This window comes from Limosilactobacillus gorillae (assembly GCF_001293735.1).
GTDB classification, from domain to species: domain Bacteria; phylum Bacillota; class Bacilli; order Lactobacillales; family Lactobacillaceae; genus Limosilactobacillus; species Limosilactobacillus gorillae.
This window is the reverse complement of sequence record NZ_BCAH01000019.1, coordinates 1-23,651: the sequence shown is the minus strand read 5'-3', so window position 1 is coordinate 23,651 and position 23,651 is coordinate 1. Positions and strand designations below refer to the sequence as shown.

Annotated in this window: 25 protein-coding genes, 1 pseudogene and 1 other annotated feature; of the genes and pseudogenes, 20 read left to right on the top strand and 6 right to left on the bottom strand. The window is 46.7% G+C overall.

Annotation, left to right across the window (positions count from 1 at the left end):
* Nucleotides 1-112: 112 nt before the first annotated feature.
* The 3 genes from AOQ57_RS03575 to AOQ57_RS03565 all read right to left on the bottom strand — a co-directional run bounded on the left by AOQ57_RS03575 (nucleotide 113) and on the right by AOQ57_RS03565 (nucleotide 1,851).
* The gene (locus AOQ57_RS03575; RefSeq protein ID WP_093625284.1) at nucleotides 113-523 is read right to left on the bottom strand and encodes a peptide deformylase; all 411 of its coding nucleotides are present in this window, start codon (nucleotides 521-523) and stop codon (nucleotides 113-115) included.
* A gap of 83 nt (nucleotides 524-606) precedes the next feature.
* Nucleotides 607-1,506 carry a membrane protein insertase YidC gene (gene yidC, locus AOQ57_RS03570; RefSeq protein WP_093625282.1) on the bottom strand — a complete coding sequence of 300 codons (900 nt, stop codon included), beginning with the start codon at nucleotides 1,504-1,506 and terminating at the stop codon, nucleotides 607-609.
* 66 nt (nucleotides 1,507-1,572) lie between these two features.
* Nucleotides 1,573-1,851, bottom strand: a complete 279-nt coding sequence (locus AOQ57_RS03565) for an acylphosphatase (RefSeq protein WP_093625281.1) — start codon at nucleotides 1,849-1,851, stop codon at nucleotides 1,573-1,575.
* 67 nt (nucleotides 1,852-1,918) lie between these two features.
* Here AOQ57_RS03565 and AOQ57_RS03560 point away from each other — a divergent pair, with 67 nt between their 5' ends.
* From AOQ57_RS03560 to greA, 7 genes are all read left to right on the top strand, one after another.
* Nucleotides 1,919-2,698: a TrmH family RNA methyltransferase gene (locus AOQ57_RS03560; RefSeq protein ID WP_093625279.1), complete on the top strand. Its 780-nt coding sequence runs from the start codon at nucleotides 1,919-1,921 to the stop codon at nucleotides 2,696-2,698.
* 116 nt (nucleotides 2,699-2,814) lie between these two features.
* Nucleotides 2,815-3,321: an HD domain-containing protein gene (locus AOQ57_RS03555; RefSeq protein ID WP_093625277.1), complete on the top strand. Its 507-nt coding sequence runs from the start codon at nucleotides 2,815-2,817 to the stop codon at nucleotides 3,319-3,321.
* Between the two features lie 20 nt (nucleotides 3,322-3,341).
* Entirely contained in the window at nucleotides 3,342-3,674 is a 333-nt protein-coding gene (locus tag AOQ57_RS03550; RefSeq protein WP_093625275.1) for a winged helix-turn-helix transcriptional regulator, read from the top strand.
* Between the two features lie 46 nt (nucleotides 3,675-3,720).
* Nucleotides 3,721-3,920: a binding site (T-box leader), on the top strand.
* 45 nt (nucleotides 3,921-3,965) lie between these two features.
* A complete protein-coding gene (gene pheS, locus AOQ57_RS03545) occupies nucleotides 3,966-5,012 on the top strand; it encodes a phenylalanine--tRNA ligase subunit alpha (RefSeq protein ID WP_093625273.1) in 1,047 nt (348 codons plus the stop codon).
* A 6-nt stretch (nucleotides 5,013-5,018) separates the two neighbouring features.
* Nucleotides 5,019-7,457, top strand: a complete 2,439-nt coding sequence (gene pheT, locus AOQ57_RS03540) for a phenylalanine--tRNA ligase subunit beta (RefSeq protein WP_093625271.1) — start codon at nucleotides 5,019-5,021, stop codon at nucleotides 7,455-7,457.
* 141 nt (nucleotides 7,458-7,598) lie between these two features.
* A complete protein-coding gene (gene udk, locus AOQ57_RS03535; protein ID WP_093625269.1) occupies nucleotides 7,599-8,249 on the top strand; it encodes a uridine kinase in 651 nt (216 codons plus the stop codon).
* Nucleotides 8,250-8,319: 70 nt separating this feature from the next.
* Entirely contained in the window at nucleotides 8,320-8,796 is a 477-nt protein-coding gene (gene greA / locus AOQ57_RS03530; protein ID WP_093625267.1) for a transcription elongation factor GreA, read from the top strand.
* A gap of 45 nt (nucleotides 8,797-8,841) precedes the next feature.
* Here greA and AOQ57_RS03525 read toward each other — a convergent pair whose 3' ends face one another.
* Nucleotides 8,842-11,454, bottom strand: a complete 2,613-nt coding sequence (locus AOQ57_RS03525; RefSeq protein ID WP_093625265.1) for a YfhO family protein — start codon at nucleotides 11,452-11,454, stop codon at nucleotides 8,842-8,844.
* 244 nt (nucleotides 11,455-11,698) lie between these two features.
* On the opposite strand from AOQ57_RS03525, the gene AOQ57_RS03520 reads away from it, so the two are divergent.
* The 7 genes from AOQ57_RS03520 to AOQ57_RS03490 all read left to right on the top strand — a co-directional run bounded on the left by AOQ57_RS03520 (nucleotide 11,699) and on the right by AOQ57_RS03490 (nucleotide 17,064).
* Nucleotides 11,699-13,741 (top strand): peptidoglycan D,D-transpeptidase FtsI family protein, encoded by a 2,043-nt coding sequence (locus tag AOQ57_RS03520; protein WP_167336628.1) that lies wholly within the window; start codon nucleotides 11,699-11,701, stop codon nucleotides 13,739-13,741.
* A gap of 143 nt (nucleotides 13,742-13,884) precedes the next feature.
* Nucleotides 13,885-14,034 (top strand): 50S ribosomal protein L33, encoded by a 150-nt coding sequence (gene rpmG, locus AOQ57_RS03515; protein ID WP_003683763.1) that lies wholly within the window; start codon nucleotides 13,885-13,887, stop codon nucleotides 14,032-14,034.
* A 144-nt stretch (nucleotides 14,035-14,178) separates the two neighbouring features.
* On the top strand, nucleotides 14,179-14,733 hold the full coding sequence (locus AOQ57_RS03510; RefSeq protein WP_093625261.1) for a 5-formyltetrahydrofolate cyclo-ligase: 555 nt from the start codon (nucleotides 14,179-14,181) through the stop codon (nucleotides 14,731-14,733).
* 2 nt (nucleotides 14,734-14,735) lie between these two features.
* Nucleotides 14,736-15,401, top strand: coding sequence for a rhomboid family intramembrane serine protease (locus tag AOQ57_RS03505; protein ID WP_093625259.1), 666 nt, complete (start codon nucleotides 14,736-14,738; stop codon nucleotides 15,399-15,401).
* Complete coding sequence (locus AOQ57_RS03500; protein ID WP_093625257.1) at nucleotides 15,398-15,634, top strand: YqgQ family protein; 237 nt, start codon at nucleotides 15,398-15,400, stop codon at nucleotides 15,632-15,634. The genes AOQ57_RS03505 and AOQ57_RS03500 overlap by 4 nt, the downstream gene beginning before the upstream one ends.
* Nucleotides 15,635-15,653: 19 nt before the next feature.
* Nucleotides 15,654-16,616, top strand: a complete 963-nt coding sequence (locus AOQ57_RS03495; RefSeq protein WP_093625255.1) for an ROK family glucokinase — start codon at nucleotides 15,654-15,656, stop codon at nucleotides 16,614-16,616.
* 55 nt (nucleotides 16,617-16,671) lie between these two features.
* Nucleotides 16,672-17,064 (top strand): rhodanese-like domain-containing protein, encoded by a 393-nt coding sequence (locus AOQ57_RS03490; protein WP_174498185.1) that lies wholly within the window; start codon nucleotides 16,672-16,674, stop codon nucleotides 17,062-17,064.
* 43 nt (nucleotides 17,065-17,107) lie between these two features.
* Here the strand turns inward: AOQ57_RS03490 and AOQ57_RS03485 are convergent, their stop codons facing one another.
* On the bottom strand, nucleotides 17,108-17,284 hold the full coding sequence (locus tag AOQ57_RS03485; RefSeq protein ID WP_093625251.1) for a DUF3042 family protein: 177 nt from the start codon (nucleotides 17,282-17,284) through the stop codon (nucleotides 17,108-17,110).
* A 102-nt stretch (nucleotides 17,285-17,386) separates the two neighbouring features.
* Between AOQ57_RS03485 and miaA the strand changes: the two genes are divergently transcribed.
* Complete coding sequence (miaA, locus tag AOQ57_RS03480; protein WP_093625249.1) at nucleotides 17,387-18,310, top strand: tRNA (adenosine(37)-N6)-dimethylallyltransferase MiaA; 924 nt, start codon at nucleotides 17,387-17,389, stop codon at nucleotides 18,308-18,310.
* Between the two features lie 199 nt (nucleotides 18,311-18,509).
* Nucleotides 18,510-19,862, top strand: a complete 1,353-nt coding sequence (glnA, locus tag AOQ57_RS03475; RefSeq protein WP_093625247.1) for a type I glutamate--ammonia ligase — start codon at nucleotides 18,510-18,512, stop codon at nucleotides 19,860-19,862.
* 90 nt (nucleotides 19,863-19,952) lie between these two features.
* Here glnA and AOQ57_RS08385 read toward each other — a convergent pair whose 3' ends face one another.
* Nucleotides 19,953-20,084 (bottom strand): hypothetical protein, encoded by a 132-nt coding sequence (locus AOQ57_RS08385; protein ID WP_268871485.1) that lies wholly within the window; start codon nucleotides 20,082-20,084, stop codon nucleotides 19,953-19,955.
* 265 nt (nucleotides 20,085-20,349) lie between these two features.
* On the opposite strand from AOQ57_RS08385, the gene AOQ57_RS03470 reads away from it, so the two are divergent.
* The 4 genes and pseudogenes from AOQ57_RS03470 to AOQ57_RS03455 all read left to right on the top strand — a co-directional run.
* A complete protein-coding gene (locus tag AOQ57_RS03470; RefSeq protein WP_093625245.1) occupies nucleotides 20,350-21,243 on the top strand; it encodes an exonuclease SbcC in 894 nt (297 codons plus the stop codon).
* Nucleotides 21,236-22,204 (top strand): hypothetical protein, encoded by a 969-nt coding sequence (locus AOQ57_RS03465; RefSeq protein ID WP_093625243.1) that lies wholly within the window; start codon nucleotides 21,236-21,238, stop codon nucleotides 22,202-22,204. Before AOQ57_RS03470 ends, AOQ57_RS03465 begins: the two co-directional genes overlap by 8 nt.
* Nucleotides 22,197-22,700, top strand: a complete 504-nt coding sequence (locus AOQ57_RS03460; protein WP_093625241.1) for a dUTPase — start codon at nucleotides 22,197-22,199, stop codon at nucleotides 22,698-22,700. Before AOQ57_RS03465 ends, AOQ57_RS03460 begins: the two co-directional genes overlap by 8 nt.
* Before the next feature lie 770 nt (nucleotides 22,701-23,470).
* Nucleotides 23,471-23,651: pseudogene (locus AOQ57_RS03455) on the top strand (RNA-guided endonuclease TnpB family protein); the annotation flags it as partial.

Sequence of the window (23,651 nt, the reverse complement as noted above, 5' to 3'; positions counted from 1 at the left end):
GAGGGGGCCCTCCCATTTTGTTATTTACAATACCGGGTTAGCCGATTGATATCTTTGTTGACAGTTCTAACAGAGAGGAGCGGGGAGGGGGGAGAATGACCTTACGTCTAGGTTAGATCAGAATTCCCTTTAAGTGGTCTAGTTCATGTTGAACAGCTTGGGCTGCCAGCCCGGTCAGAGTAAGTTGGTTTGGCTGACCCGAAGTATCTAGGTAGGTAACTTGAATTTCTTTATAACGAGTGGTCGGCCGAATTCCAGTCAAAGATAAGCAGCCCTCTTCGGTTTGGTAGGGGCGCACCTTTTTAATTAGGCGTGGATTGAGCATTGCCAGGTTAATGGGGCCAAGACTGACGGCAATAATGGCAACAGGGAAACCAATCATGTTAGCGGCAATGCCGATACAGTGATCCTGATGGGCGCTTAGGGTGTCCACTAAGTTGGCAGCAAGCTGAGTGTCAGCGATTGTTGCCTTTCTAGCGGGCTTTTGCAGTAATGTTTGGTCGTGGGTAATTGGATAAATCATAGGGATACTCCTTTATTTTGTTCAAAATGGTTAATAAAAAAGCCTCCTAATGTGCATATGCAAACACTAGGATGGCTATGATTTTACTTTTGGTGATGTTGCTTACCGGCATTACGGTTTCGGTTCTTTGGCTTGGCCGGGTTGCTTGAAGCCGGGCTGGAGCTGGCTGGAACATCAACAATTGGTTTGACCGGTTTATTTTTCATTTCCTCGTGAATTTGCTTACGAATTCGCGGTCGGTAGGCGTTAACTAATATGGTCTGCAGGATGGCAAAGAGTCCTCCGATGAAGAAGTACAGTCCCAATCCAGCAGAGGCCTGCCAGGAGATGAAGAGGATCATGACCGGACTCATCAAGAGGGCCATGCGCATCTGCTTCTTTTGCTCCTCCGGTACGCCAAGCATTGAAAGCCAGCCTTGTACCAGATAGGCGGCAAAGGCTAACAGGGCAAGAACGGTACTTCGTTGCCCAAGATGGATACCAAAGAAGACTGCATTTGCCAAGTCTGGGGAGTAGCGGATTGCGAAGTAAAGGGCCGAAAAGATTGGTAGTTGAATCAGGAGGGGTAAGCAGCCGATCCCGCCGGTAATGGAAACGTTGTTGTCCCTGTAAAAGGACATCATGGCCTGACTAGCAGCGGCCTGTTCTTCCGGCGTTTTGGCCTGTTTTTGTCGTTCCTGGAGGGCCCGCATTTGTGGTTGAAGCATCGACATGCGTTCCTGCATCATGGTCGATTTTTTCATTTGGCTCATCATCAATGGTAAGAGAATCAGGCGCACGATAATGACGAGGGCAACGATTGCCCAACCGTAGGAGTTACCGAAAATTCCGGCAAACCATTCCATCAGGTGTTGCATTGGCTTGGCTAAATAGTCGTAAACCATTCCGTATGGTTTACCGCTCTTGGTGGTACGAACACAGCCACTCAAGATGGTAAGGGCAATTACCAGCCCCCCGGTGACGAAAAAGCGTTTTTTCTTCATTTGTTAAAGTTCCCTTTCAAAAATCAATACATGCATAATCTTACCCTAAACGGAGATCTAATACCACTAGAACCCTTCTTTAATGGTGAAATCGTGGAAATCTTCAAGGTTTGTTTGCTTAACCTTAATTGTATCGACCCTTGCAAAGCGATTGGGACCGGCTTGAATTTTCTTTAAAAAGGAGCGCACCGCTTCGTGTTCGCCTTGGGCAACAATTTCAACCTGGCCATTGGCGAGGTTTTGTACCCAGCCGTAAATTCCTAATTCGAGGGCGAGCTGGTAGGTTGCCCAACGGAAGCCAACGCCCTGGACCCGACCGGAAACGAGAAGATGATAGTTAATCATGAAGGAATCGTCCTTTCTGAAACGTTCGTGGTAAGATGGATGGAAACAGACTTTGAGGTGAAAGAATTTGGTAGAAGAATTAACATCGGTTAAAAACACACGGGTTAAGGAGTGGAAAAAACTCCAAACTCACAAGGGACGTAAGAAAACGGGCCACTACCTTCTGGAGGGGTGGCACCTGGTTAACGAAGCCCTTATGGCGGGCCGGGGGGTTCACGAGCTAATCGGAACCAAAGAAGAATTGGAGGCCCACCCTGACATTGTAGCACGCTTTGAACAGGTCTATTCGGTTACACCAGCGATTTTAGCAGCAGTCACTGAAACGGTTACGCCCCAGGGGATCATGGCGGTGGCGGACCTGCCAGATCTTCACCGGATTCCAAGCACAATGAAGGGGGCCTGGCTGTTCTTAGATCGGGTTCAAGATCCCGGCAACGTTGGAACAATGGTACGGACTGCTGATGCCGCTGGCTTTAGCGGGGTGGTGGCTGGCGATGGCAGTGCTGATTTCTTCTCCCCCAAGGTGATTCGTTCGATGCAAGGAAGTCAGTTCCACTTAGACCTTTACGAGGGGGATTTGGCCAAGTGGTTTGAAGACGCCAAACAAGCTGGTTTGCCGGTTTACGGGACCCAGCTAAACCCAGAAGCTAAGGATTTTCGGACCGTGCAACCGAAGACGGGCTTTGTCCTGGTAATGGGTAACGAGGGTCGGGGAATGAGTTCGGATTTACTCTCCCAGACGATGGCGAACCTCTACATCCCAATGCGGGGGCAGGCCGAGTCGTTAAACGTTGCTGTTTCGGCTGGAATCTTGATGTTTGAGCTAGCTAAGAATTTAAGTAATTAAGAACCAGTAAAGTCTATTTTGTCTTACAAAAACCAAGAGCAATTAATTCCCCATTTGAAGTGAAATCGTGTACAATAAAGTAAATGATCAAAGTAAGTAAAGGAGTAATGTAATTAATGAAATCAAAGAACGAATGGCGCCAGGACGGAGAATACGTTGCACTTATCAGCGACCTACTGGAACAACCGGCGGTCCAAAAATTGGCTAATTACACGCAGCACCACCACTCCAACCGTTTGCAACATTCAATCGCGGTTTCTTATGATAGTTACCGACTGGCCAAGCGGTTCCACCTTGATTACCGGGCGACGGCACGGGCAGGGTTGTTACACGACTTGTTTTACTACGATTGGCGTACGACAAAGTTTGACCTGGGGACGCACGCTTTCATTCACCCCCGGGTGGCCTTGCGTAATGCTGAAAAATTAACGTCCCTTTCCGCAAAGGAAAAAGATATCATCTTAAAACATATGTTTGGGGCAACGGTTGCTGTTCCTCGTTACTGGGAAAGTTTGATTGTATCCTTAGTCGATGATTACGAAGCGGAGCATGAATTCTTTGGCCCAGTTCGGGCACGATTACGCGCACGACGCGAACAGTTGAAGGCAACGCGAAGTATTTAAGTCAACTGAGGGGGATTTTTATGAACCAAGCAACGCTGAAGCAGAGTGACACTTTTTGTTTGTGTCCCCGCTTTGAACACACCTTTTCCATTCTGGGGAAGAAGTGGAACGGACTAATTATTGAAGTTTTATTACATGAGGGAAGTCAACGTTTTAAAGACTTGGCCGCCAGTATCGACCGGTGTAGTGATCGGGTTTTGTGCGAGCGACTTAAGGAATTAGAACAAGAGGGAATTGTTAACCGAAATACCTACCCAGGCGAAAGTCGGGTCGACTACTCCCTAACCGAACAGGGGCGTGATTTAGCTCCTTTAATGGTTGCCGTTCATGACTGGAGCAACAAGTGGTGCTAACCCCCTTGACCAGTAGCACGGCAATGGTTAAAATATTAACTGTTAATTAAAGACAGTGATGGAAATTAGTAGCCGTGTGAGTGTGGTCACAGGGAGGCAGGGGTAAAAACTGGAACCCATGCCATCATACACCGGTGAATTCACTTCCGGAGTTGGTACTTGTACCCGGTTGATTATCGTTACCAATCAAAAAGTGTTTGGCAATTGTCAAGAACTAGGGTGGTACCGCGAAGCCTCGTCCCTTATTGGACGGGGCTTTTTATTTTTACCACCGATTACAAGGAGGCTTTTATGAGCTTAAAGGAGCGACTGGAAGAATTACGCCAGCAAGGACTTGATGAAATCAAGAAGAGTGAGGATCTCGACCACGTCAACGACGTTCGAGTGAAGTTCTTAGGGAAAAAGGGGCCACTGACCACTATTTTGCGGGGGATGAAGGACCTTTCTGCCGAGGAACGGCCAAAGGTAGGGAAGTTTGCCAACGAAATTCGTGATGAATTGAAGGTAGCCGTAGAAGAAAAGCGCCAGCAACTTGAGAAGGCAGTTTTGGATGCTAAGTTGGTGGCCGAAACAGTTGATGTGACTTTGCCGGGGACCCCGGTTGCCCAGGGGCAGCCACACGTTTTGCAGCAAATCATTGATCAATTGGAAGACCTCTTCATTGGGATGGGGTACGAGGTAGCCGTTGGTGACGAAGTGGAACAAGAGGTTTACAACTTTGAAAAGTTGAACCTGCCTAAGGATCACCCGGCTCGTGATATGCAAGACACCTTTTACGTAACCCCATCCATTTTGATGCGAACTCAGACTTCTCCAATGCAGGCTCGGATGCTTGAAAAGCATGACTTTTCCAAGGGTCCGTTAAAGATGATCTCCCCGGGGAAGGTTTACCGGCGCGATACCGATGACGCAACCCACAGCCACCAGTTCCACCAGGTGGAAGGGATTGTAGTGGGTGAGCATGTTACCATGGCCGACCTGAAGGGGACCCTGGAAACTGTTGCCCAGAACCTGTTCGGTGACCAGCTTAAGGTTCGTCTACGTCCGAGTTACTTCCCATTCACGGAACCATCCGTTGAAGCAGATATCACCTGCTTTAACTGCCTAGGGGCCGGTTGTTCAATTTGCAAGGGGACCGGTTGGATCGAAGTACTAGGAGCCGGAATGGTTCACCCAAACGTCTTGGAAATGTCTGGGGTTGACCCAGAAGTCTACGGTGGGTTTGCCTTTGGGCTTGGACCGGATCGATTTGCCATGCTCAAGTATGGGGTCGAAGATATTCGTGACTTTTACCAAAATGACGTCCGTTTCCTGACGCAGTTTGACCAGAAAGGATAAAGTTGAATGAAAGTATCATACCAGTGGTTAAACCACTATTTACCGCTTGAAGAAAACGGGATTAATCCAACGGAACTGGCGGAAAAGATTGCTCGCTCCTCCGTGGATATTAACGACGTTTATTCGCCGCAAAATGGCCTTAAAAAGGTGGTTGTTGGTCTGGTTGAATCGGTTCGGGATCATCCTCAAGCTGACCATTTGCATATTGCTCAGGTTAAAATTGCCGACGATACGACGGTCCAGATTGTCTGCGGGGCACCGAATCTTAAAGCCGGGAAAAAGGTCATCACCGCTCTTAAGGGAGCCAAGCTGGCTGATGGCACAAAGATTAGGAAGAGTAAGCTACGGGGTGAAGAATCCAACGGTATGCTGTGTGCCTTACAGGAAATCGGCTTCACCGATAAGGTAGCACCAAAGGCTTACGAAGAAGGCCTTTGGTACCTGCCGGATGACGCAAAGGTTGGGGCGCCGGTCTTTTCATACCTGGGGATGGATGACACGATCATTGATACTGACGTGACGCCAAACCGGGGCGATATGCTGTCAATCTACGGAAACGTCAACGACCTAGCGGCTATCTACGATCTGAAAAACAGTTTTACCAGCCATGCGGTGGTAGAAAACAGCAGTGAAAAAACGGCTGACTTGATCAGTGCTACGGTGGAAGACCAAGACGTAGCCCCAACCTACAAGATGCGGGTGATTAAGAACGTTCAGATCCAAGATAGCCCCCTCTGGCTTCAAATCCGCCTGTGGAACGCTGGTATTCGGCCAATTAATAATGTAGTTGACGTGACAAACTACATTCTGATTAAGTATGGCCAGCCGTTACACTCCTTTGACTACGATAAGCTAGCCAACCACGAAATCAAAGTACGTCATGCTAAGGAAGGTGAAAAGTTCACCACGTTAGATGGGGAAGAACAGCAATTAAAGACCCAAGATATCCTAGTTTGCGACGGTGAACGTCCGGCGGCGTTAGCTGGGACAATGGGAGGCGAAGAGACCAAGGTGACGGATCAAACCGTCAACGTGGCATTAGAAGCGGCAATTTTCGATCCCGTAATGGTTCGCAAGCAGGCCCGGCGCCTGGATCTTCATTCCGAGTCCTCTATGCGTTTTGAACGGGGAATCAATCCGGAAACGGTAGAAGTAGCCCTAAATGAAGCGGCTTACTGGCTAAGTGAATTGGCTGGTGGGGAAGTGACGAAGGGAATTGTTACTGCTACCGAAGCACCGGCTAACAGTACGCCAATTGAACTATCGACCAGTAAGGTTAACGCAGTTCTGGGGCTCACCCTTAGTCAAGAAGACCTGGTAGAGATCTTTGATCGCCTGAAGTTTGACGTTCAAAAAGAACACGACGACCAGTTGACTGTCTACGCCCCGGCTCGGCGCTGGGATATCTCCATTAAGGCAGACTTGTATGAAGAAATTGCCCGCATCTATGGCTACGATAATATCCCGTCAACCCTACCAGCCGGGACACGGACCCTTGGAGGGTTGAATGAACGTCAGCGCTTCTTAAAGGCTTCCCGCCATGTCATGCAAGGGGTTGGCTTGAACCAGGCAATCTCCTACTCGTTGCTAACTAAGGAGCAGGCGGCCCAGTTCCAAGTTAACAATCAAGATGGCGAGCCAATGATGCTTGACTACCCGATGAGCAGTGATCATGTGGCTACCCGGATGAATATTGTTGCGGGACTCTTGATTGACATCGCCTACAATGTGGCCCGTCAGGTCGGGAACGTGGCCCTTTACGAACAGGGACGGGTTTTCTTGCCGGAGGATGGTCAAGAACGGCCAACTGAAGAAGAACACGTTGCTGGGGCTGTAACTGGCTCACTAACGGCGGCATCCTGGAACCAAGAGGATGATGATAACCAGGCGGACTTCTTCACTGTCAAGGGAATCGTGGAACGTTACCTGCACAATATGGCAGTGGAAGGTGAGATCAGCTATCAGGCTAACCATAACCGGGCCGATCTGCACCCCGGCCGGTGTGCAGATGTCTTGTTAGATGGTCAAGTGGTTGGTTACATTGGTCAAGTGCACCCGACTGTCGCTAAGCAGTATCGGGTTCCGGTGACCTATGTCTTTGAGTTGAACCTGGAGCCGCTGCTGAGCGCCGACAAGCGTGATAAGCACTATGATTTAATTTCCAAGTACCCGGCAATCACACGGGATGTAGCGATCTCGGTTGATCAAGACGTTACCAACGCCCAAATTGTCGCAGTGATTAAGGAAATTGGTGGGTCCTACTTAAAGGCCGTTCGCCTCTTTGACCTGTATAAAGGTAACTTCTTGCCGGCAAACAAGAAGTCAATGGCCTACACCTTGACCTATCAAGACGGCCAAGGAACCCTGACCGAAGATCAAGTCAACGCTGCCTTTGAAAAGGTTGTGGAACACTTAAAGCAAGAAGTCGGGGCGGAGATTCGTTAACCAAAATTAATTACCACATTAGGGTTAGACATCAATTTTGGGAGTGTGATTTTGTCACACTCCCTTTTCGTGGAATCATTCTTGCTCAAAGAAGGGGCTACTGATATACTTTGGCGGATATAAGAAACGAGGAACGTATTTATGAATGAAAACAAACGACCGATTATTATTGGGGTAACCGGGGGGTCCGGGAGTGGAAAGACAACCGTCTCCAAGGCGATCTATGACAACTTAAACGGTCAATCAATTCAAATCATCACCCAGGACACGTATTACAACGACCAGGCAGATATGACGATGGAAGAGCGTAAGGCGGTCAACTACGACCACCCGCTTGCTTTTGACAGCGATCTCTTATACGAACAGCTTGACCAGTTACGTCATAACCAGGCCATCGATATGCCGGTGTACAATTATGAGCAATATACCCGTTCAGAAGAGACCGTTCGGGTAACGCCTCAGGACGTGATTATCCTAGAGGGGATTTTGATTTTAGATGACGAGCGGCTTCGTAACCTGATGGATATTAAGGTCTACGTTGATACAGACGACGATATCCGGATTATCCGCCGGATTCAACGTGATATCCAGGAACGTGGCCGCTCACTGGACTCTGTAATCAACCAGTACTTAGCAACGGTTAAGCCGATGTATCACCAATTTGTGGAACCAACCAAGCGTTATGCCGACCTGATTGTTCCTGAGGGGGGTGAAAACCGGGTTGCTATTGACCTCTTATCAACTAAGGTGCGGGATATCTTGGTTAAGCGGGGCCACATGAATTTAAAATAGTTCCAGTTGAAAGCAACGGGGCACTGTGGTAAAGTTTGCTAGTGATATTTTAATAAGAGGGGTGCATAGCATGGCTGAAGAAAAAAGCTTCCCGATGACTGCTGAAGGGAAGGTAAAGTTAGAACAAGAATTGGAAGACTTACGGCTCGTTCGGCGTCCGGAGGTAATTAACCGGATTAAGATTGCCCGGAGCTACGGGGACCTTTCTGAAAACTCTGAGTACGAATCCGCCAAGGACGAACAAGCCTTTGTTGAAGGGCGGATTAGCCAAATTGAAACAATGCTACAATACGCAGTTATTATTGATAACGAAGACGTTGATGCTGATGAAGTTTCAATGGGACGTGAAATCACCTTCCAAGAACTACCAGATGAAGAACCGGAAACCTACACGATCGTCGGTGAATCCGAATCTGACCCAATGTCTGGTAAAATCTCTAATGAATCACCAATGGCTAAGGGGCTCTTGGGTCACCGGGTTGGCGAAACTGTTGAAATCGAAATTCCAAGTGGGAGTATGACGGTCAAAATCCTGTCCGTTAAGTAACCAACTAAAAAAATCACCGTCTCGGTTGAGGCGGTGATTTTTTTATTAACGATGGCGGCGCCACCACGGAAGGATAAATAGTCCCCCAATAGAGAGGAGGCTGATTAAAAGTCCTAAGGGAAGGTATGGTGGGATGAAGTAGAGGGTTATCTTGTGATGCCCCGGGTTTAGCTTGAGCGCCCAGAAAGTGTTTAAGGCCTTTACAAGCCTTGCCGGGTGTCCGTCAACCAGGGCGTGCCAGCCGCTAGCGGCCGGAATGGTCGTCATTAACGTGGTGGCACCCTTCTTCAGGTTCACTGTTCCACTGATTCTGGTGGAGGAGTGATGGGTAATTTTTAGCGGACTTTGCTTAAGCTTTTGGTAGTCGGACATAAAGGCCGCCTGGTTTAACCGGTAGAGACTTACGTTTTGAAGCCAGGCTGAATTCTTCTTTAACGTCATTGTAAGGGTTACCTTTTTACCCTTGGCGTGGTCAGCGACCGAAACCACCACGGTATCACGATAGGTATTGTATTGGTTGAGGGCCTTACCATTTTGAGTGATGGTTAAGCTATTTAGGATGTTACTACCCAACGTGAGGTAGTAGGGATCATTAGTTGTTGGGGTGAAGGAGAGCTGAATGGCAGCTGGTGCTGTTGCATTAACCTTACTGAGGATTGCCCCGGTGATTTGGGTGGTTTCGTGAAGATTGATGAAGGTGACGTGGTCAAAGTTTTGGACGTTAAACAGAGATTCCTTGGTTGATTTGCCGGCCAAGGCCTGGAAAATTTGTGACTGGTAATTTAGGGGATCCAAAGTACCTCTTTGCAGGCCTAGGATGGCGTTACTTGCCCCAAAGGCCAGTGGTAAGGCAGTCGGGTTTTCCTTAAGTGTTACCAACTTGGAAGAAGAGATGGTCCGCTGGCGGTCCCAATCAAAGCGCCGGCTGGTCAACGGCAATACCTGGGTACCGCCACTTTTACCATTGTTATTTGCACTCATAGAGTATTTAAAGCCTAATAATGCGTCAGTCAACTCGGTTCCGTTCGTGTAAGTGATAAAGCCATCACCAGCTGGTTGACCAATTGAGCCTACAAAGTTAGAGACGCTGGGTTCCATCGTGGAACCAAAGTGGTCGGCAGCATTGTAATCGGCCTGGAATGGATCATCTTTGGTACGCATGAAGTCCTTGGCAATCCGGTATAGTCCACTATCCCTGTTCTTAATTGTCTTGACTGAGGAGTCTAAGACGGTGGTGTAATTGCCGAATTCAGCTTGCGATACGTAAGAAAGGTTATTTAAAGCGGTGAAGGCGCTGGTTGAGACATCACAGACTGCTAGTAGGATGATTAAAGTATCGGTTAATTCAGGAGCGTTGCTGCGCCGGAGGGCTAAAATAACCACGGCAATAGCGGCAAACCCTGCGCCGATCCACAGCTGATTTTCCGTAATGTAATTAACCCTACCGACCCAGTGGCAAAAAAGTGGTAGCGCCCCAACAATAAAGATAGCAGCAATGCTCCCGACCAGAGGCCAAGAAAAGTGAGCATCAGGTGAAAGGGCCCGGGCAGCTAACCAAATGAGCCAAAAGGAAAAGACAAATGAGAACCGCGACGGGTACCAGACGGGCTCTTGCCCCAGGTGCCACAGAAGATCTAGCGGGGGCCAAACAAAGGAAATTACCAAGAAGGCACTAATTAATAGGGCACTAATTCGGGCCAAGGGGCGATCCCTCTTAGTGAGGAGGTAGGCTAAAAAGCCAGCTACCATTAACATCCCTACGTAAATGTTAGGTTGACCGCTTGGCATCTGGTCAAAGTTAAAAGCGCCGGGAACAAATTTAGCCAGGATTTTGAGGGGATTGTATTCCCACTTCCAAGATATTGAAGTTGAAGTGTAGGTCCCCTTGCTCTTTGTCAGGGCAAAAATGGTTGGCAATAAGATAACGGCGGCAGTGGTTGCGGCACCAAGGGAGGCTAAAATATAGTGTGAAAAGGCGACCACCTTTTCCCGCCACGGACTGGTCTTGGTTGTCAAATACCAGCCAGTAAAGAGAATTGAGAAAAGGGCAACCATCCACGCCATGTAATAGTTATCGATCATGGTGATTGCTAAGCTGACGAGGTAAAAACGCCAGCTCTGCCCGTTTAAAAGGATTATCAGGCCGTAAATGACTAGCGGCAAGAGCCATAAGACATCAAGCCATAAGACATTTAGCTGATTAGCAATCATCCATCCCATCAAGGCGTAAGAAGTCGAAAAGGCCAGCAGACGTGGACCGTGCTGCTCGGAGGTCTTATCCAACAACCAGGCCATCGAAAGACCGGCAAGCCCGTATTTAACTAGGACTAAAATAAGGACTCCTGATGATAAAAATTTACCCGGGAAGGCAAGTAGGATTAGGTTTAAGGGACTCAAAAGGTAGTAGGCGTTAGTACCCCACATTTCACCTCCCAGCCCCTTTGAAAAGGAGTAAAAGAAGCTGGTGGGGTGGTGGAGGATCGATGATCGAAGATAGGAAAAGAAGTCAATGTATTGTTGACCGAGGTCAACAGTTAAGATACTTGATGATCCAAAGGGGGCCATTCCCCGGTAGGCAAAGTAGCCCCCCATTAAAAGAACTGGGAGAATAAAACTAATCGCCAGCCAAAGCCGACGATTATAACGTTGAATTTGCAAAACGATTAGATCCTTTCCGTAACTTATGCTACTGCCACCAATTATATACCGCGGAGGTGAAAAAATCGGTCATAAAATTTGCTTAAATCATGGTCAAAATGGTGCTAATCAAAGCTAAAAAGAGTATCATCTAGTAGTTAGACCGGTAAAGGTTTTGCCGGGGTTGCTAAAATAAGTATTAATTTTGGCTAAGGAGAGTTTTGTAGTGAATTTTTTTAAACGCTTTAAGGGGATCAACCTACGGATGCGCAATAAGGATCGGAGTGCCCAATCAGCAATTCCTTTTCGGTTGAACCTATTGCTGTGGATTGTGGGGCTGCTCCTCTTAATGCTTGCAGTTCGGTTATTTTACCTTCAAATACTAAATGGGGCAGCCTTTAAAGCAGATGTTAAGGAATCTGATACAACCGTTCAGACCAATAATGTCCAACGGGGGATGATCTATGATTCAACCGGGAAGGTGATCGTTGGTAACCAGGCCCACCAAGCAATCACTTATACTAAGGGATCTAACGTTACCGAGGCTGAAATGTACAAAATTGCTAACCAACTAGGCAAGTACCTGACGGTTTCAACAGATAAACTAACGACCCGTAATGAACAGGATTACTTCTTGGCTAACCAGGATAACTTAACTCGGATGATCAAGAAGGCAGGGTTGGGTAGTAGCGTAACCGCTAAGACTATTTCAACCTCCCAGTACAACAAGGTACTCAAATACTTGAATGCTCACCCTAGTCTATTTAAGCTAACCAAGGCTGAGAAGAACCGGGCCATGATCTACGCCACGATGACCGGCGCCTACTCGCTGTCCACCACTTACATTAAGGAGACCGGTGTGACCGCAAAAGAATTAGCCGAAGTTGGTGAACACCTAAGCTCGATGCAAGGGGTTAAGATTGGAACGGCCTGGACGCGAAACTATCCGCAGGGGAAGAATTTCCAAACGATGACCGGGACGGTAACGACGTCGGGTTTACCTGCCGATGAGCTTAATATTCTGCTTTCGCAAGGTTATTCACGTAATGACTCGGTCGGCCAGTCCTACCTTGAAAAGGAATACCAGTCAACGTTAGCTGGCTCTAAATCCCAAACTGAAGTAACCTCAAATGGATCAACGGTTGCTAAGTCGGTTCTGAAGTACGCTGGATCGAAAGGGGATAACCTGGTTTTGACGATTAACGCCAAGTTCCAAAAGCAGGTTCAATCAATTTTGGCCAAGAACTATTCCTCGGCCGGGAATGCCTACTCAACCGGGGTATACGCCGTTGTTATGAATCCAAACACCGGAGCCATTTACGCCATGGCTGGGATTGACCGGGATCCAAAGACTGGAAAGCAGACCGTTGATGAAGTGGGGGCAATCAACCACCCAATTACACTAGGATCCGTTGTCAAGGGGGCAATGATCCTAGGAGCGATGATGGATGGGGTCATTACACCAACCAACAACACTCTGACTGATATGCCAATCAAGGTTGCCGGAACAGCTACCAAGTCTTCGTGGTTTAACAAAACTGGCTCGGCTAACACTGCCTTGACCGCTTCAACGGCCCTGGAGGTTTCATCTAACTCCTACATGATGCAGCTGGCAATGAAAGAGGGAGGAATGAAGTACTACTCTGGTGCCCAAATCACCCTGAAGCCGTCAATCTTCAAAAAACTGCGTTACTACTTCAACATGTTTGGCCTGGGACAAAAGACAGGGATTGACATTCCTGGTGAGTCCGCTGGTTACGAAGGTCCTTCGACGCAGTCCCATATCGGGTCAGCACTGGATGAATCCTTCGGGAACTACGATGAATACACGGTTCTTCAGCTAGCTCAGTATATGTCAACGATTGCAAACGGTGGTTACCGAATGAAACCGTACGTTGTTTCCCAAATTCGGGGTACTAAGGCCAACGGGAGTCTTGGGGCCGTTAAATATACAACTCAGCCGCAGGTTCAACAGGTAATTCCAGCAAGTAAGGCTGCTTTTGACGTGGTTAAAGAAGGGTTTTACTTGGTTACTCACGGGACGAGCCCATATGTAACGGCGTCCTCCTTGAAGAGTGAGTCACCGTCAATTTCTGGGAAGACCGGGACGGCCGAAACCTACTACGGAACCACGTCAACGACAACGCTATCCTTTGCAGGTTACTCACCGTCAGATAATCCGCAAGTAGTTGTGGCCCTGGCAATTCCTGGGGTAACTAACTCTGATGGTGGAGCGAACATTACGATGGCTAAGGAAATCTTTGCGGCCTACTGGAAGGATGTTCAAAGTACAAGTAGTACGAAGTAAGGGTGCTGGTCTGTCAAGGAAAATTCCTTAACAAAAAGGACTGGTCAAATGTCCGAATTAATGATATAGTTGTACGAGTTAGGGTTGTGTCAGCTAAGCACAACACCGTTTAATAAATTTATAAAGTTTGGAGGCACAACACGATGCGTGTAAACATTACTTTAGAATGCACCTCATGCCACGAACGGACTTACTTAACCAGCAAGAACCGTCGTAACAATCCCGACCGTCTTGAATTAAACAAGTACTGCCCACGGGAACACAAGGTGGTATTACACCGTGAAACGAAGTAGGACTTCGTTTTAGACGCGATCGATATTTATCGGTCGCGTTTTTTTATTGTGGTGATTAGTCAAAATCGGGAAAATCGCTTGCGTCCCATGGGGGAAACTGTGATAATAGATCTTTGTAAACGTTTGACAAAGGAGAGATTTGAGATGACGTATACAAAAAATGAGATGCGTAAGGCGTACATTGCTCGGCTCCAGCAATTGGACCTGAATACGCGCATCAAAGAAGAAAGGCGGCTGGTAAGTAGGTTATACGACCAACCGGAATGGGTCAGTGCAAAAACGGTGGCGCTCACGCTCAGTCAATCCTTTGAAGTTGACACCGTTCCACTGATTCTTCATGCCCGGCATAAAGGTCAAACGGTTGTGGTGCCACGGACATTACCCCATCGGCAAATGGAGTTTGTGGCCATCGACGAAGATACCACCTTTGAAGAAACGTACTTCGGGGTGTTAGAACCGGTTGGCGGGACCGTCATCCCTGCCGAAAAGATTGATTTAATGGTAATTCCTGGGGTGGCCTTCACCACGGCTGGGAAACGCCTAGGCTTTGGGGGCGGTTATTACGACCGTTACCTGGCTAATTATCAAGGGGCCACAGTGGCCCTAGCACTAACTACCCAAGTTGCCGCTGACGATGAGTGGGAAGAAGATCCCTTTGACGTCAGGGTCAACAAAGTTGTTACCGTAAGTGAGGAATAACTGTGAAAGAGGCCGTTAGACAAGTACCCGTAACCTGCCTACTGGTGGGGCTTTGTGTGCTCATGTACCTAGTCGAGATCCTAAGTGGGGGAGCAACTAATTCGCAAACCCTGCTGAATTTAGGAGCCAATTTTGCGCCTCTATTAAGAGCTGGTGAATGGTGGCGTGTGTTCACCGCTGCCTTTTTACACATTGGCATCACTCATCTTTTGTTAAACGTGTTGGTCTTGTATTACCTAGGCCGGACCGTGGAGGGGTTGACGGGCCATTTTCGGATGGCGATAATTTACCTGGTAAGTGTTGTGATGGGTAATTTGGCGAGCGCCGCTATTCAGCCGGAGACCATTTCGGCTGGAGCATCGACCGGGATTTTTGGCCTCTTTGGCGCCTTTGTTTTCCTCGGAAGCGAGTTTCGTCAGTACGCTCCCTTACGCGTGATGGCTCGCCAGTATCTAATATTAGTGGGAATTAACCTCGCTTTTGATCTGATGACGCCTGGAATTGATATTTATGGGCACCTCGGTGGATTAGCGGGGGGATTTTTGGTGATGGCGCTTGTTGGGTGCCCACAGTTGGGACCAATCAACTTACGAAAACGCATTCTTAGTGGCGCAGTGTTAGTGTTAGGATTATTATTGTTGGGTAAGGTGGTGTTTTTCCAGGAATGAAACGGGTAGAACAGCTCCGGACCCTGTACGATGTTCAACAGCTCTTGAAGCAGTTTAATGTCTTTGTTTACGTCGGTAAACGCCTTTGGGATATTGAATTGATGGCGATTGAACTCGATAACTTATACCAAGCGGGTGTTTTAGAACGTGATCTTTACACGAAGGCAAAGTTAGTCTTGAGAAAAGAGCACCGGTTAGAAGAAAAGGACCCGGAAGGTAAATACTTAAAGTAAAAGAGGTATTATATTCATTATGACGAACAAGAAGCTAATTGGTGTGGACTTAGGCGGGACGACGATTAAGTTCGCCATTTTAACGTCTGAAGGAGAAATTCAACAGAAGTGGTCATTACGGACCAATATTTTGGATGAGGGTTCCCACATTGTTCCAGATATTATTAACTCCATTAACCACCACATTGACCTTTACAAGATGGGAAAGGATCAATTCATCGGAATTGGAATGGGGACGCCGGGGACGATCAACCTGGAAGAAGGTTCCGTTGTTGGAGCCTACAACCTGAATTGGAAGACGACCCAACAGGTTAAGCAGCAAATTGAAGAGGGAACCGGTCTGAAGTTTGCGCTGGATAACGATGCTAATGTAGCAGCCCTTGGTGAACGCTGGAAGGGTGCCGGAAACGATGGTGATGACGTAGCCTTTATCACCCTAGGAACTGGGGTTGGCGGTGGCTTAATCGCTAATGGTGAACTGATCCATGGTCTTGGAGCCGGTGGTGAAGTTGGTCACATGATTGTTCAACCTAATGGTTACCTTTGTACCTGTGGAAACCACGGTTGCTTGGAACAATATGCTTCCGCAACTGGGGTTGTTCACATTGCTCAAGACAAAGCCGAGGAATACGAAGGTAATTCCCGCTTGAAGGCCATGATTGATAACGGCGATGAAATTACTTCAAAGATCGTCTTTGACCTGGCTAAGGAAAATGACTTCTTGGCAAATGAAGTGGTTAACCAAGTGGCGCTTTACCTTGGGCTTGCTTGTGCTAACCTTGCTGACGCCTTGAATCCAGAATTCTTAGTTATTGGTGGTGGGGTGTCTGCCGCCGGAGATTTCTTGCTCAAGCGGGTTGAAAAGAACTTCCAACAATTTGCCTTCCCAACTGTTCGGACGTCAACGCAACTCAAGTTAGCTGAGTTGGGTAACGATGCTGGAGTAATTGGGGCCGCTTCATTGGCTCGTCGCTTTGCTTAAAAATTAAATTTAGTTAGGGGAAATAAACGTGGTTTTAGCAGTTAGTTCTGGTCTGATGATGTTAAACATTATTATCTTGGTCCTGTTGATTATCTGGGTTACCGTCTGGGGCCTTGGCGTATGGCGGCGTCGCCATTACGCAACTGTCCTAACCCAAGAGGAATTTCAAAAGGGGCTACGGAAGGCGCAAGTAATTGACCTACGTTCAAAAGATCAGTTCGACCGCGGCCACATTCTTGGCGCCCGAAGTGTTCCATATGCCTTGTTACGACAACAGGGTGTCGACTTGCGGGCAGATCTACCAATTTACCTTTACGATGAAGGCATGACGGTTGCCACCCAGGCAGCAGTCTACTTAAATAAGCATGGTTTTAAGAAGCTATACATCTTAAAGGATGGCTATGTCCGCTGGGAAGGAAAGACCAAAAAGGCTAAGTACATCGATTAATTATAAAAAGGGGACGTTGCATTGCAACGTCCCCTTTTTATGGCTACAATTGATGAGCTGAGCGATTCTTACGGGTTGCCGAACGACGGTTTTCGTCGAACTTGGTTTCTTCTTCTTCAATGGGCTTAATAACAGTCTTATGGAAGGCAAGCGCCCCACTTACAATGGCACCAAGGGTAGCCAAACTCCCAACGAAGAAGCCTCGTGTAAAGTTTTTCATAAAAAAGACCCTCCTTAAATTCTTAAGTACCCCTATTATGCAAGATTTAAGGTAAGTTTACCAGTTAAAACTAGATTTGTTGAACATGAGAAAGGAAGTAGCATGGCAAAGGTAGTAGCAATTGTCGGGCCAACCGCAGTGGGGAAAACGGCCCTTTCGATTTCGGTAGCTAAGGATCTAGGTGGTGAGGTAATCTCTGGTGACTCAATGCAGGTTTACCGGGGCTTAGACATTGGAACAGCCAAGGCTACCGTTCAGGAGCGGGCGGGGGTGGCCCACCACCTAATCGACGTACGTGATGTCAACGAACGTTTCTCGGTTGCTGATTTCAAGGAAGAGGCCGACCAAAAGATTAGCCAAATTGAACAACGGGGGAAGTTACCGTTAATTGTAGGGGGGACCGGTTTTTACCTTCAAGCGTTAGTTGAAAACCTCGCCCTGGGCCGTGACCAATTCGATGCTGAATCAGCGCAGATTCGCAGTCATTGGCATCAAGTAGCTGATCAACAGGGAAAGCAATACGTTTGGGACCAGCTGGCAGTTAGAGACCCACGGGCTGCTGAAAAGATCCCAGTTGCAAACCTGCGTCGGGTAATTCGGGCACTGGAGGTAATTGAAAAAACTGGGGAGCTATTCTCCGCACAACCTCAAGCTCCGGCAAAAAATGAGTTTTTAATTATTGGATTAACTACGCAGCGCCCAGTCTTATACCAGCGAATTAACCAGCGGGTTGATCAAATGGTTAAGGAGGGGCTGTTAGATGAGGCTCGCTGGCTGTACCAGCAGGGAGGGACTGCCTTTCAATCCGGAAAGGGGATTGGTTACCGGGAGTTGTTCCCTTATTTTGAAGGGAAGATTACCCAAGAAGCGGCAGTGGAAAAAATTAAGCTCGATTCTAGGCACTACGCCAAGCGGCAGTTAACCTGGTTCCGTAATCAGATGACGGTTCACTGGTTTGACCTGGTAAACGGACAAAACACAACTGAAGAAATTGAAGCCCTGATTAGTGATTGGTTAAAAAAATAAAGTGAAAGCGCTTATTAAATTATTCTCTTTTCAAACCATTACCGAATGGATTGATTTTAGTGGGGGAGGTTGTTATCATTGATCCATCAATTTCAAAAAGCCGATTAATGATTGATGGGTAAAATTATTTGGTGACCTAGACCAATTAATCATGGAATGGCGATGTTGCTTGATGACACAGAGGAAGGAATAGCAGACAATGGCAAAACACGTTTACACGAATGATGAAGTGCATACCCTGGTAAAGGAAGAGAATGTTCGCTTTTTGCGGGTAAACTTCTCCGACTTATTTGGAACGATGAAGAGCGTTGACCTACCAATTAGCCAACTGGATAAGTTATTAGCGAACAAGGTGATGTTTGATGGCTCCTCTATCGATGGGTTCGTTCGCATCGAAGAAAGTGACATGTACCTTTATCCAGACATGTCAACGTGGATGGTCTTCCCGTGGGGAGCTGAACATGGTAAGGTGGCCCAAGTAATCTGCTCCGTTCATTTAATTGATGGAACGCCGTTTACTGGTGATCCTCGTAATAACTTAAAGCGGGTCCTTAAGGAAATGGAAGACGCTGGCTTTTCTGCTTTCAATATTGGGCCAGAACCAGAATTTTTCCTCTTTGAAACTGATGAAAAAGGGGACCCAACTACTAAGGTTAACGACCAAGAAAATTACTTTGATTTAGAACCAGCCGATAAGGGTGAAGACTGTCGGCGTGATATCGTTTTGGCCCTTGAAAAAATGGGCTTCAACGTTGAAGCAGCTCACCACGAAGTTGCTCCCGGTCAACACGAAGTTGACTTCCAGTACTCTGACGCCTTAGAAGCAGCCGACAACATTCAAATCTTCAAGTTGGTTGTTAAAACAATTGCTAAGCAGTACGGCTTCCACGCGACCTTTATGCCTAAGCCGTTGTCCGGTATCAACGGGAACGGAATGCACATGAACATGTCATTGTTCAAGAACGTTGATGGTAAGGTTGTTAATTCCTTTTACGATGACAAAGACGAGGTGCAACTTTCCCAAACTGCTTACCAATTCCTGGCTGGGGTGATGGATCACGCTCGTAGCGTTACCGCTGTATGCAACCCGATTGTTAACTCTTACAAGCGTCTGGTACCGGGTTATGAGGCTCCAGTTTACGTTGCATGGTCTGCTTCAAACCGTTCCCCAATGATTCGGATCCCAAGTGACCGGGGAATGGGAACGCGCCTTGAATTGCGTTCCGTTGACCCGTCCGCTAACCCATACCTGGCCATCGCCGCTATTTTAGCTGCTGGTCTTGATGGGTTGAAGCGTGGCTTGAAGCCGGCTGATAGTGTCGATGAAAACATCTACACCATGACTGAAGAAGAACGTCAAGCAAGGGGGATCCATGCCTTACCTGATACCCTCCACAACGCCCTGAAGAACCTGGCTCAAGACGATGTTATAAAGGCAGCCCTAGGTGAACACCTTTATCGTTCCTTCAAAGAGGCTAAGAATATGGAATATGATTCCTACCGTCAATCCGTTTCGAAGTGGGAACAAGAAAAATACATGAGTGAATATTAAACCGTATCGTGTAGTTAAAATTAACTTAAAAAGGCCCCGGTTGGCGGGACACACAAAAAAAGCTCCTGATTTCAGGAGCTTTTTTTATTACTATTGTTCGTCTTCTAACTTCTTCGCGTCAGCGTCAATCCGTGCAAAGCCAGATCCAGCTGGCTTCTCGCTCCCACGCTTTTCCATCGCCTTACGGGCCATTTCTTTACGTTCTTGCTTGCTAAGTGCCATTGATTATTCGCCTCTTTTCGAATCAGTTGCCCGATATTTCACATTTGTAAAGTACCGAACATAACTATTATAGTTCAACTTGAAAAAGAAGCAAGCCGTTATGATAACAGTTTCAATATTGGATAAAGAAGTGTCAAATATTGGGATGTACCGGGCTAATCCGTTCGTTAACATGAAGGCAACAGGAATTAATGGTGAACTGACTTTAAAAAAGAGCAAAAATTAGCTAAGATAAAGCTATAACCCATGATAAGGAGAAAATCATATGGCGAATGAAGAACAACAGCACGGCGCCGTTAGCATTGGAGAAATGATTAACGACCAGATTGCGACAAAGATCGACTACTTGCAACAGTTACAAACCGCCATTGCAGATCACGATGACTGCCAGGTGTACCAATTATTAGATAACCAGCGATACGCAGCGGAAATTGAGCATCGCGAGCAACAGCCAAACGATCAGCGGGTAATGAACCTAGTTGATAACTTGGCTGATCAGTTGAGCAACTATCTGAGCGGTAACCTGATCAAGTATCTGGGTAAGGCCTATCCATTCTTTTACTACGAAGAGTATCAAACAGGCCACTACCGGGTTTACTTTGGTAATTGGTGGGACCGCCGGCAATTCGGTGAGCTGGATGTTTTAAACATTCGCTTTATTTTCAACCAAGAAGAATATGATAAGTTGGCCGAGGCCTTTAAGCTCTCCCAAGCTGGTAAACGTTACAACAGTGAGCGAATTGGTGAATTATCAAAGGAGAACGAACGGCTTCAGTCACTGATTGACGGTGAAACAACGCGGGAACAACGTCGCGCGGAACTCCAAGAGGAGTTAAAGGATATTACAGCCCGGAGTGGGATCTTTGAATCGAGCCGTAACAGGGAAAGCCGGGAGTCGATTGTTGAAGAAATTTCTGAATTAGAAACTCTTGATCAAGAGGCTCGGACTGCTAACGAACAGATTAAGCAAAACGAACGGACGGTCTTGGAGCTTTCGAAGGAAAATACGATCCTCTCTTACGAACAAAAATCAATTAACGATGTCTTTGGTTCGTTTGAAGACTTTGAGTTAGCAAACCGAAGCCTGTATGCTAATTACTTAGCAGCTTTGAGTGGTCATGGTCTAAGCGATGGAAAGCGGGGGGACAAGAATGAGTAATAGCCAAATTGTTTCCACAGCGACTGATAAGGTCCGTGCTCTTTCAGCTTCATTAAAGGACGGCCTGTTGATGGGGAAACGCTACGTTGACCTCTTAAATGAGCTGGTTGAAACAAATGAGCTGTTGGACCTCCTGTCTTCGACTAAGGAGCTGGTTAACTTAAACTTAGTCAATGCCTTTGTTAAGTTTCCCCAGCACTATCAACCAGCGGATTACTATCTCTTATTTATGAGCCGGATGCTGGAGTTAAACGCCGTCAACGGAATGACAATTAGCCAGCATGACCATGCTTTGCAGGCTAACATTACTCCCTTAGAGGAGGGGCTAGTCTTTAAATTCGAGCCGGCTAATGATCATGCAGGAGCCTTCTTTGCCGACCAGCGTCACCATGAACCGCTCTTTTACATTGACTTAGAAAATCGCTTGTTAAACTTTTCAAACCAAGCCTTGGTAAACTTCTTTATTGTTAAGCAGGTCAACAATTATAACGACCTTGACCTTGAAGAATCCTTGGCCCCACTAATTGCCTTTGCAAACTTACTCAAAGCCAAGTTAGACTTTACGATTGATCTGGGGATCTTGTCCACCAGTAACGACACGCTCTTTCACCTACAGAAGCCAGACCTTGATGTAGCGGTGATTGATAAGTTATTCATTAGTACGACGGAGACCGACTACTACTTGATGAGCCTACCGCAAAATAACGGGGCTCAGCTGAACATGGACCGGGGGATCAAGCTTCAGCTTAGTTATGATTTAGATGATTATAGTCAGCAATGGAGCTTCCGGGTTCTAGATGAGAAAGAGCGGTCATCATTTTTAGGGGTTTTGTTGCACTATCCAATTGTGCGGGATTGGTATTTAGAAAACCGTGAAGACTTGGCGATTCAGGCAACTCACTTGGCTCCCCAACTGGTAAAACAACCGAAAGCAGAGGAGGAGCCTAAAGAAGATGCTTAATATTACTCGCCTGTTACAAGATGGAATTGCCGTCGATAATCATCTGTTTGAGGCCAACGATATATTGCTAGGTCCGGATGCTCGATTAGCTAATACGGTGGTGACACTAGATATTGAATTAGCGAAATTAGCTAACCAGGCTGGCTGGAGCCGTGTTTATGAGAAGGCTAACCCGCCTGCGACTACCGTACTTGCAAGCCAATTCAACTGTGTTCTTCACTGGGGGCTTTTGTTTGCAGCCCGTAAGCAGTGGACCCATCTAGTAGTTTTAAGTGACCAAGAATTCGCCCATTTGTTAGCCTTAAAAAAGTCAACTAAGGCGGCGGACCTCAACAAGGAATATTTGGCAATTAAAAACTTATTGTTAGGAAGTTACTTTACCCACCGTCAGGAAGACTTCCGTCACGCTTGGCACCTGCTATTGAAGCTTGGTCTAGTGGACCTAGGCGTGACTGCTGATCAGGTTATGGCAGCACATGAAGAACTCATCAAGTGAGTCCGTAGAAAAGATTAAATGGCTAGACTAGTCCACATAAAAAGGGGAACCGTGAGCGAACGGTTCCCCTTTTTGAGTGAGAGCAAAGACTATGCCTTTCGCTGGAAGTGTTTTCCAGCCGGGTGATTACGAGATGGATTACCAAAGTAAATTTGGCCAGCTACAGATAAAGAAAGAATTAACACAATGATAAAGAACGGTAGCATCTTTTCACCCCCAAAAACATTGTCTACACTTATTATTACCTATTTCGCAAAAAATGCAATAGTTATGTAAAGAATTTGTTACATTTAATTAATTTATTTGAAATAAAATGACTTTAGTCAAGAAAATCAGTATAAGTTAACGAAGTTTGCTATAACGCAGCTAATAAAAGCGGTGCGAACTTCAATGGTGAATTGTTGGCCATTACGGGTTAAAAAGAGAAAGCAACAGGTGTCTAGTATTATCACAACTAAACCATTAGCTTTTGGTAAGTCGAATGAATATAATCACAAAAAAAGTGCCGAAAAGGCACTTAGGAATAGCCTCATTAGCTAAGTACTGGCTAACAAGGCCTAATTCTTACTTACATTGCTATTTTACAGCTAGAATGCAATATTTTAGGATTCTTGCGTCAAAACTCTTTATATGCCTAAGCCGTAATACTCGTGACTTTAGTCATAGGATATAAGGCTCTTCACGAACGCCCGTTGACGTTCTTTTTAGTTTAACTATTTTAATCAGTATGATATAATATAGACATGATTAAAGGAAAGGAGGTGGATACAATGCAACAAACGCTGACTGCTAAGATTCGACTATATCCAACGCAGGAACAAATAGCGCTATTTAAGGCGGTGACTAAGGAATACCAACGTCTGTGCAATATTGTCAGCCAATGGTATTTTGATGGACATTTTAATGCCAATCAAAAGGTCTTCCAGAAAGACATGTACCGGTATCTGCGGA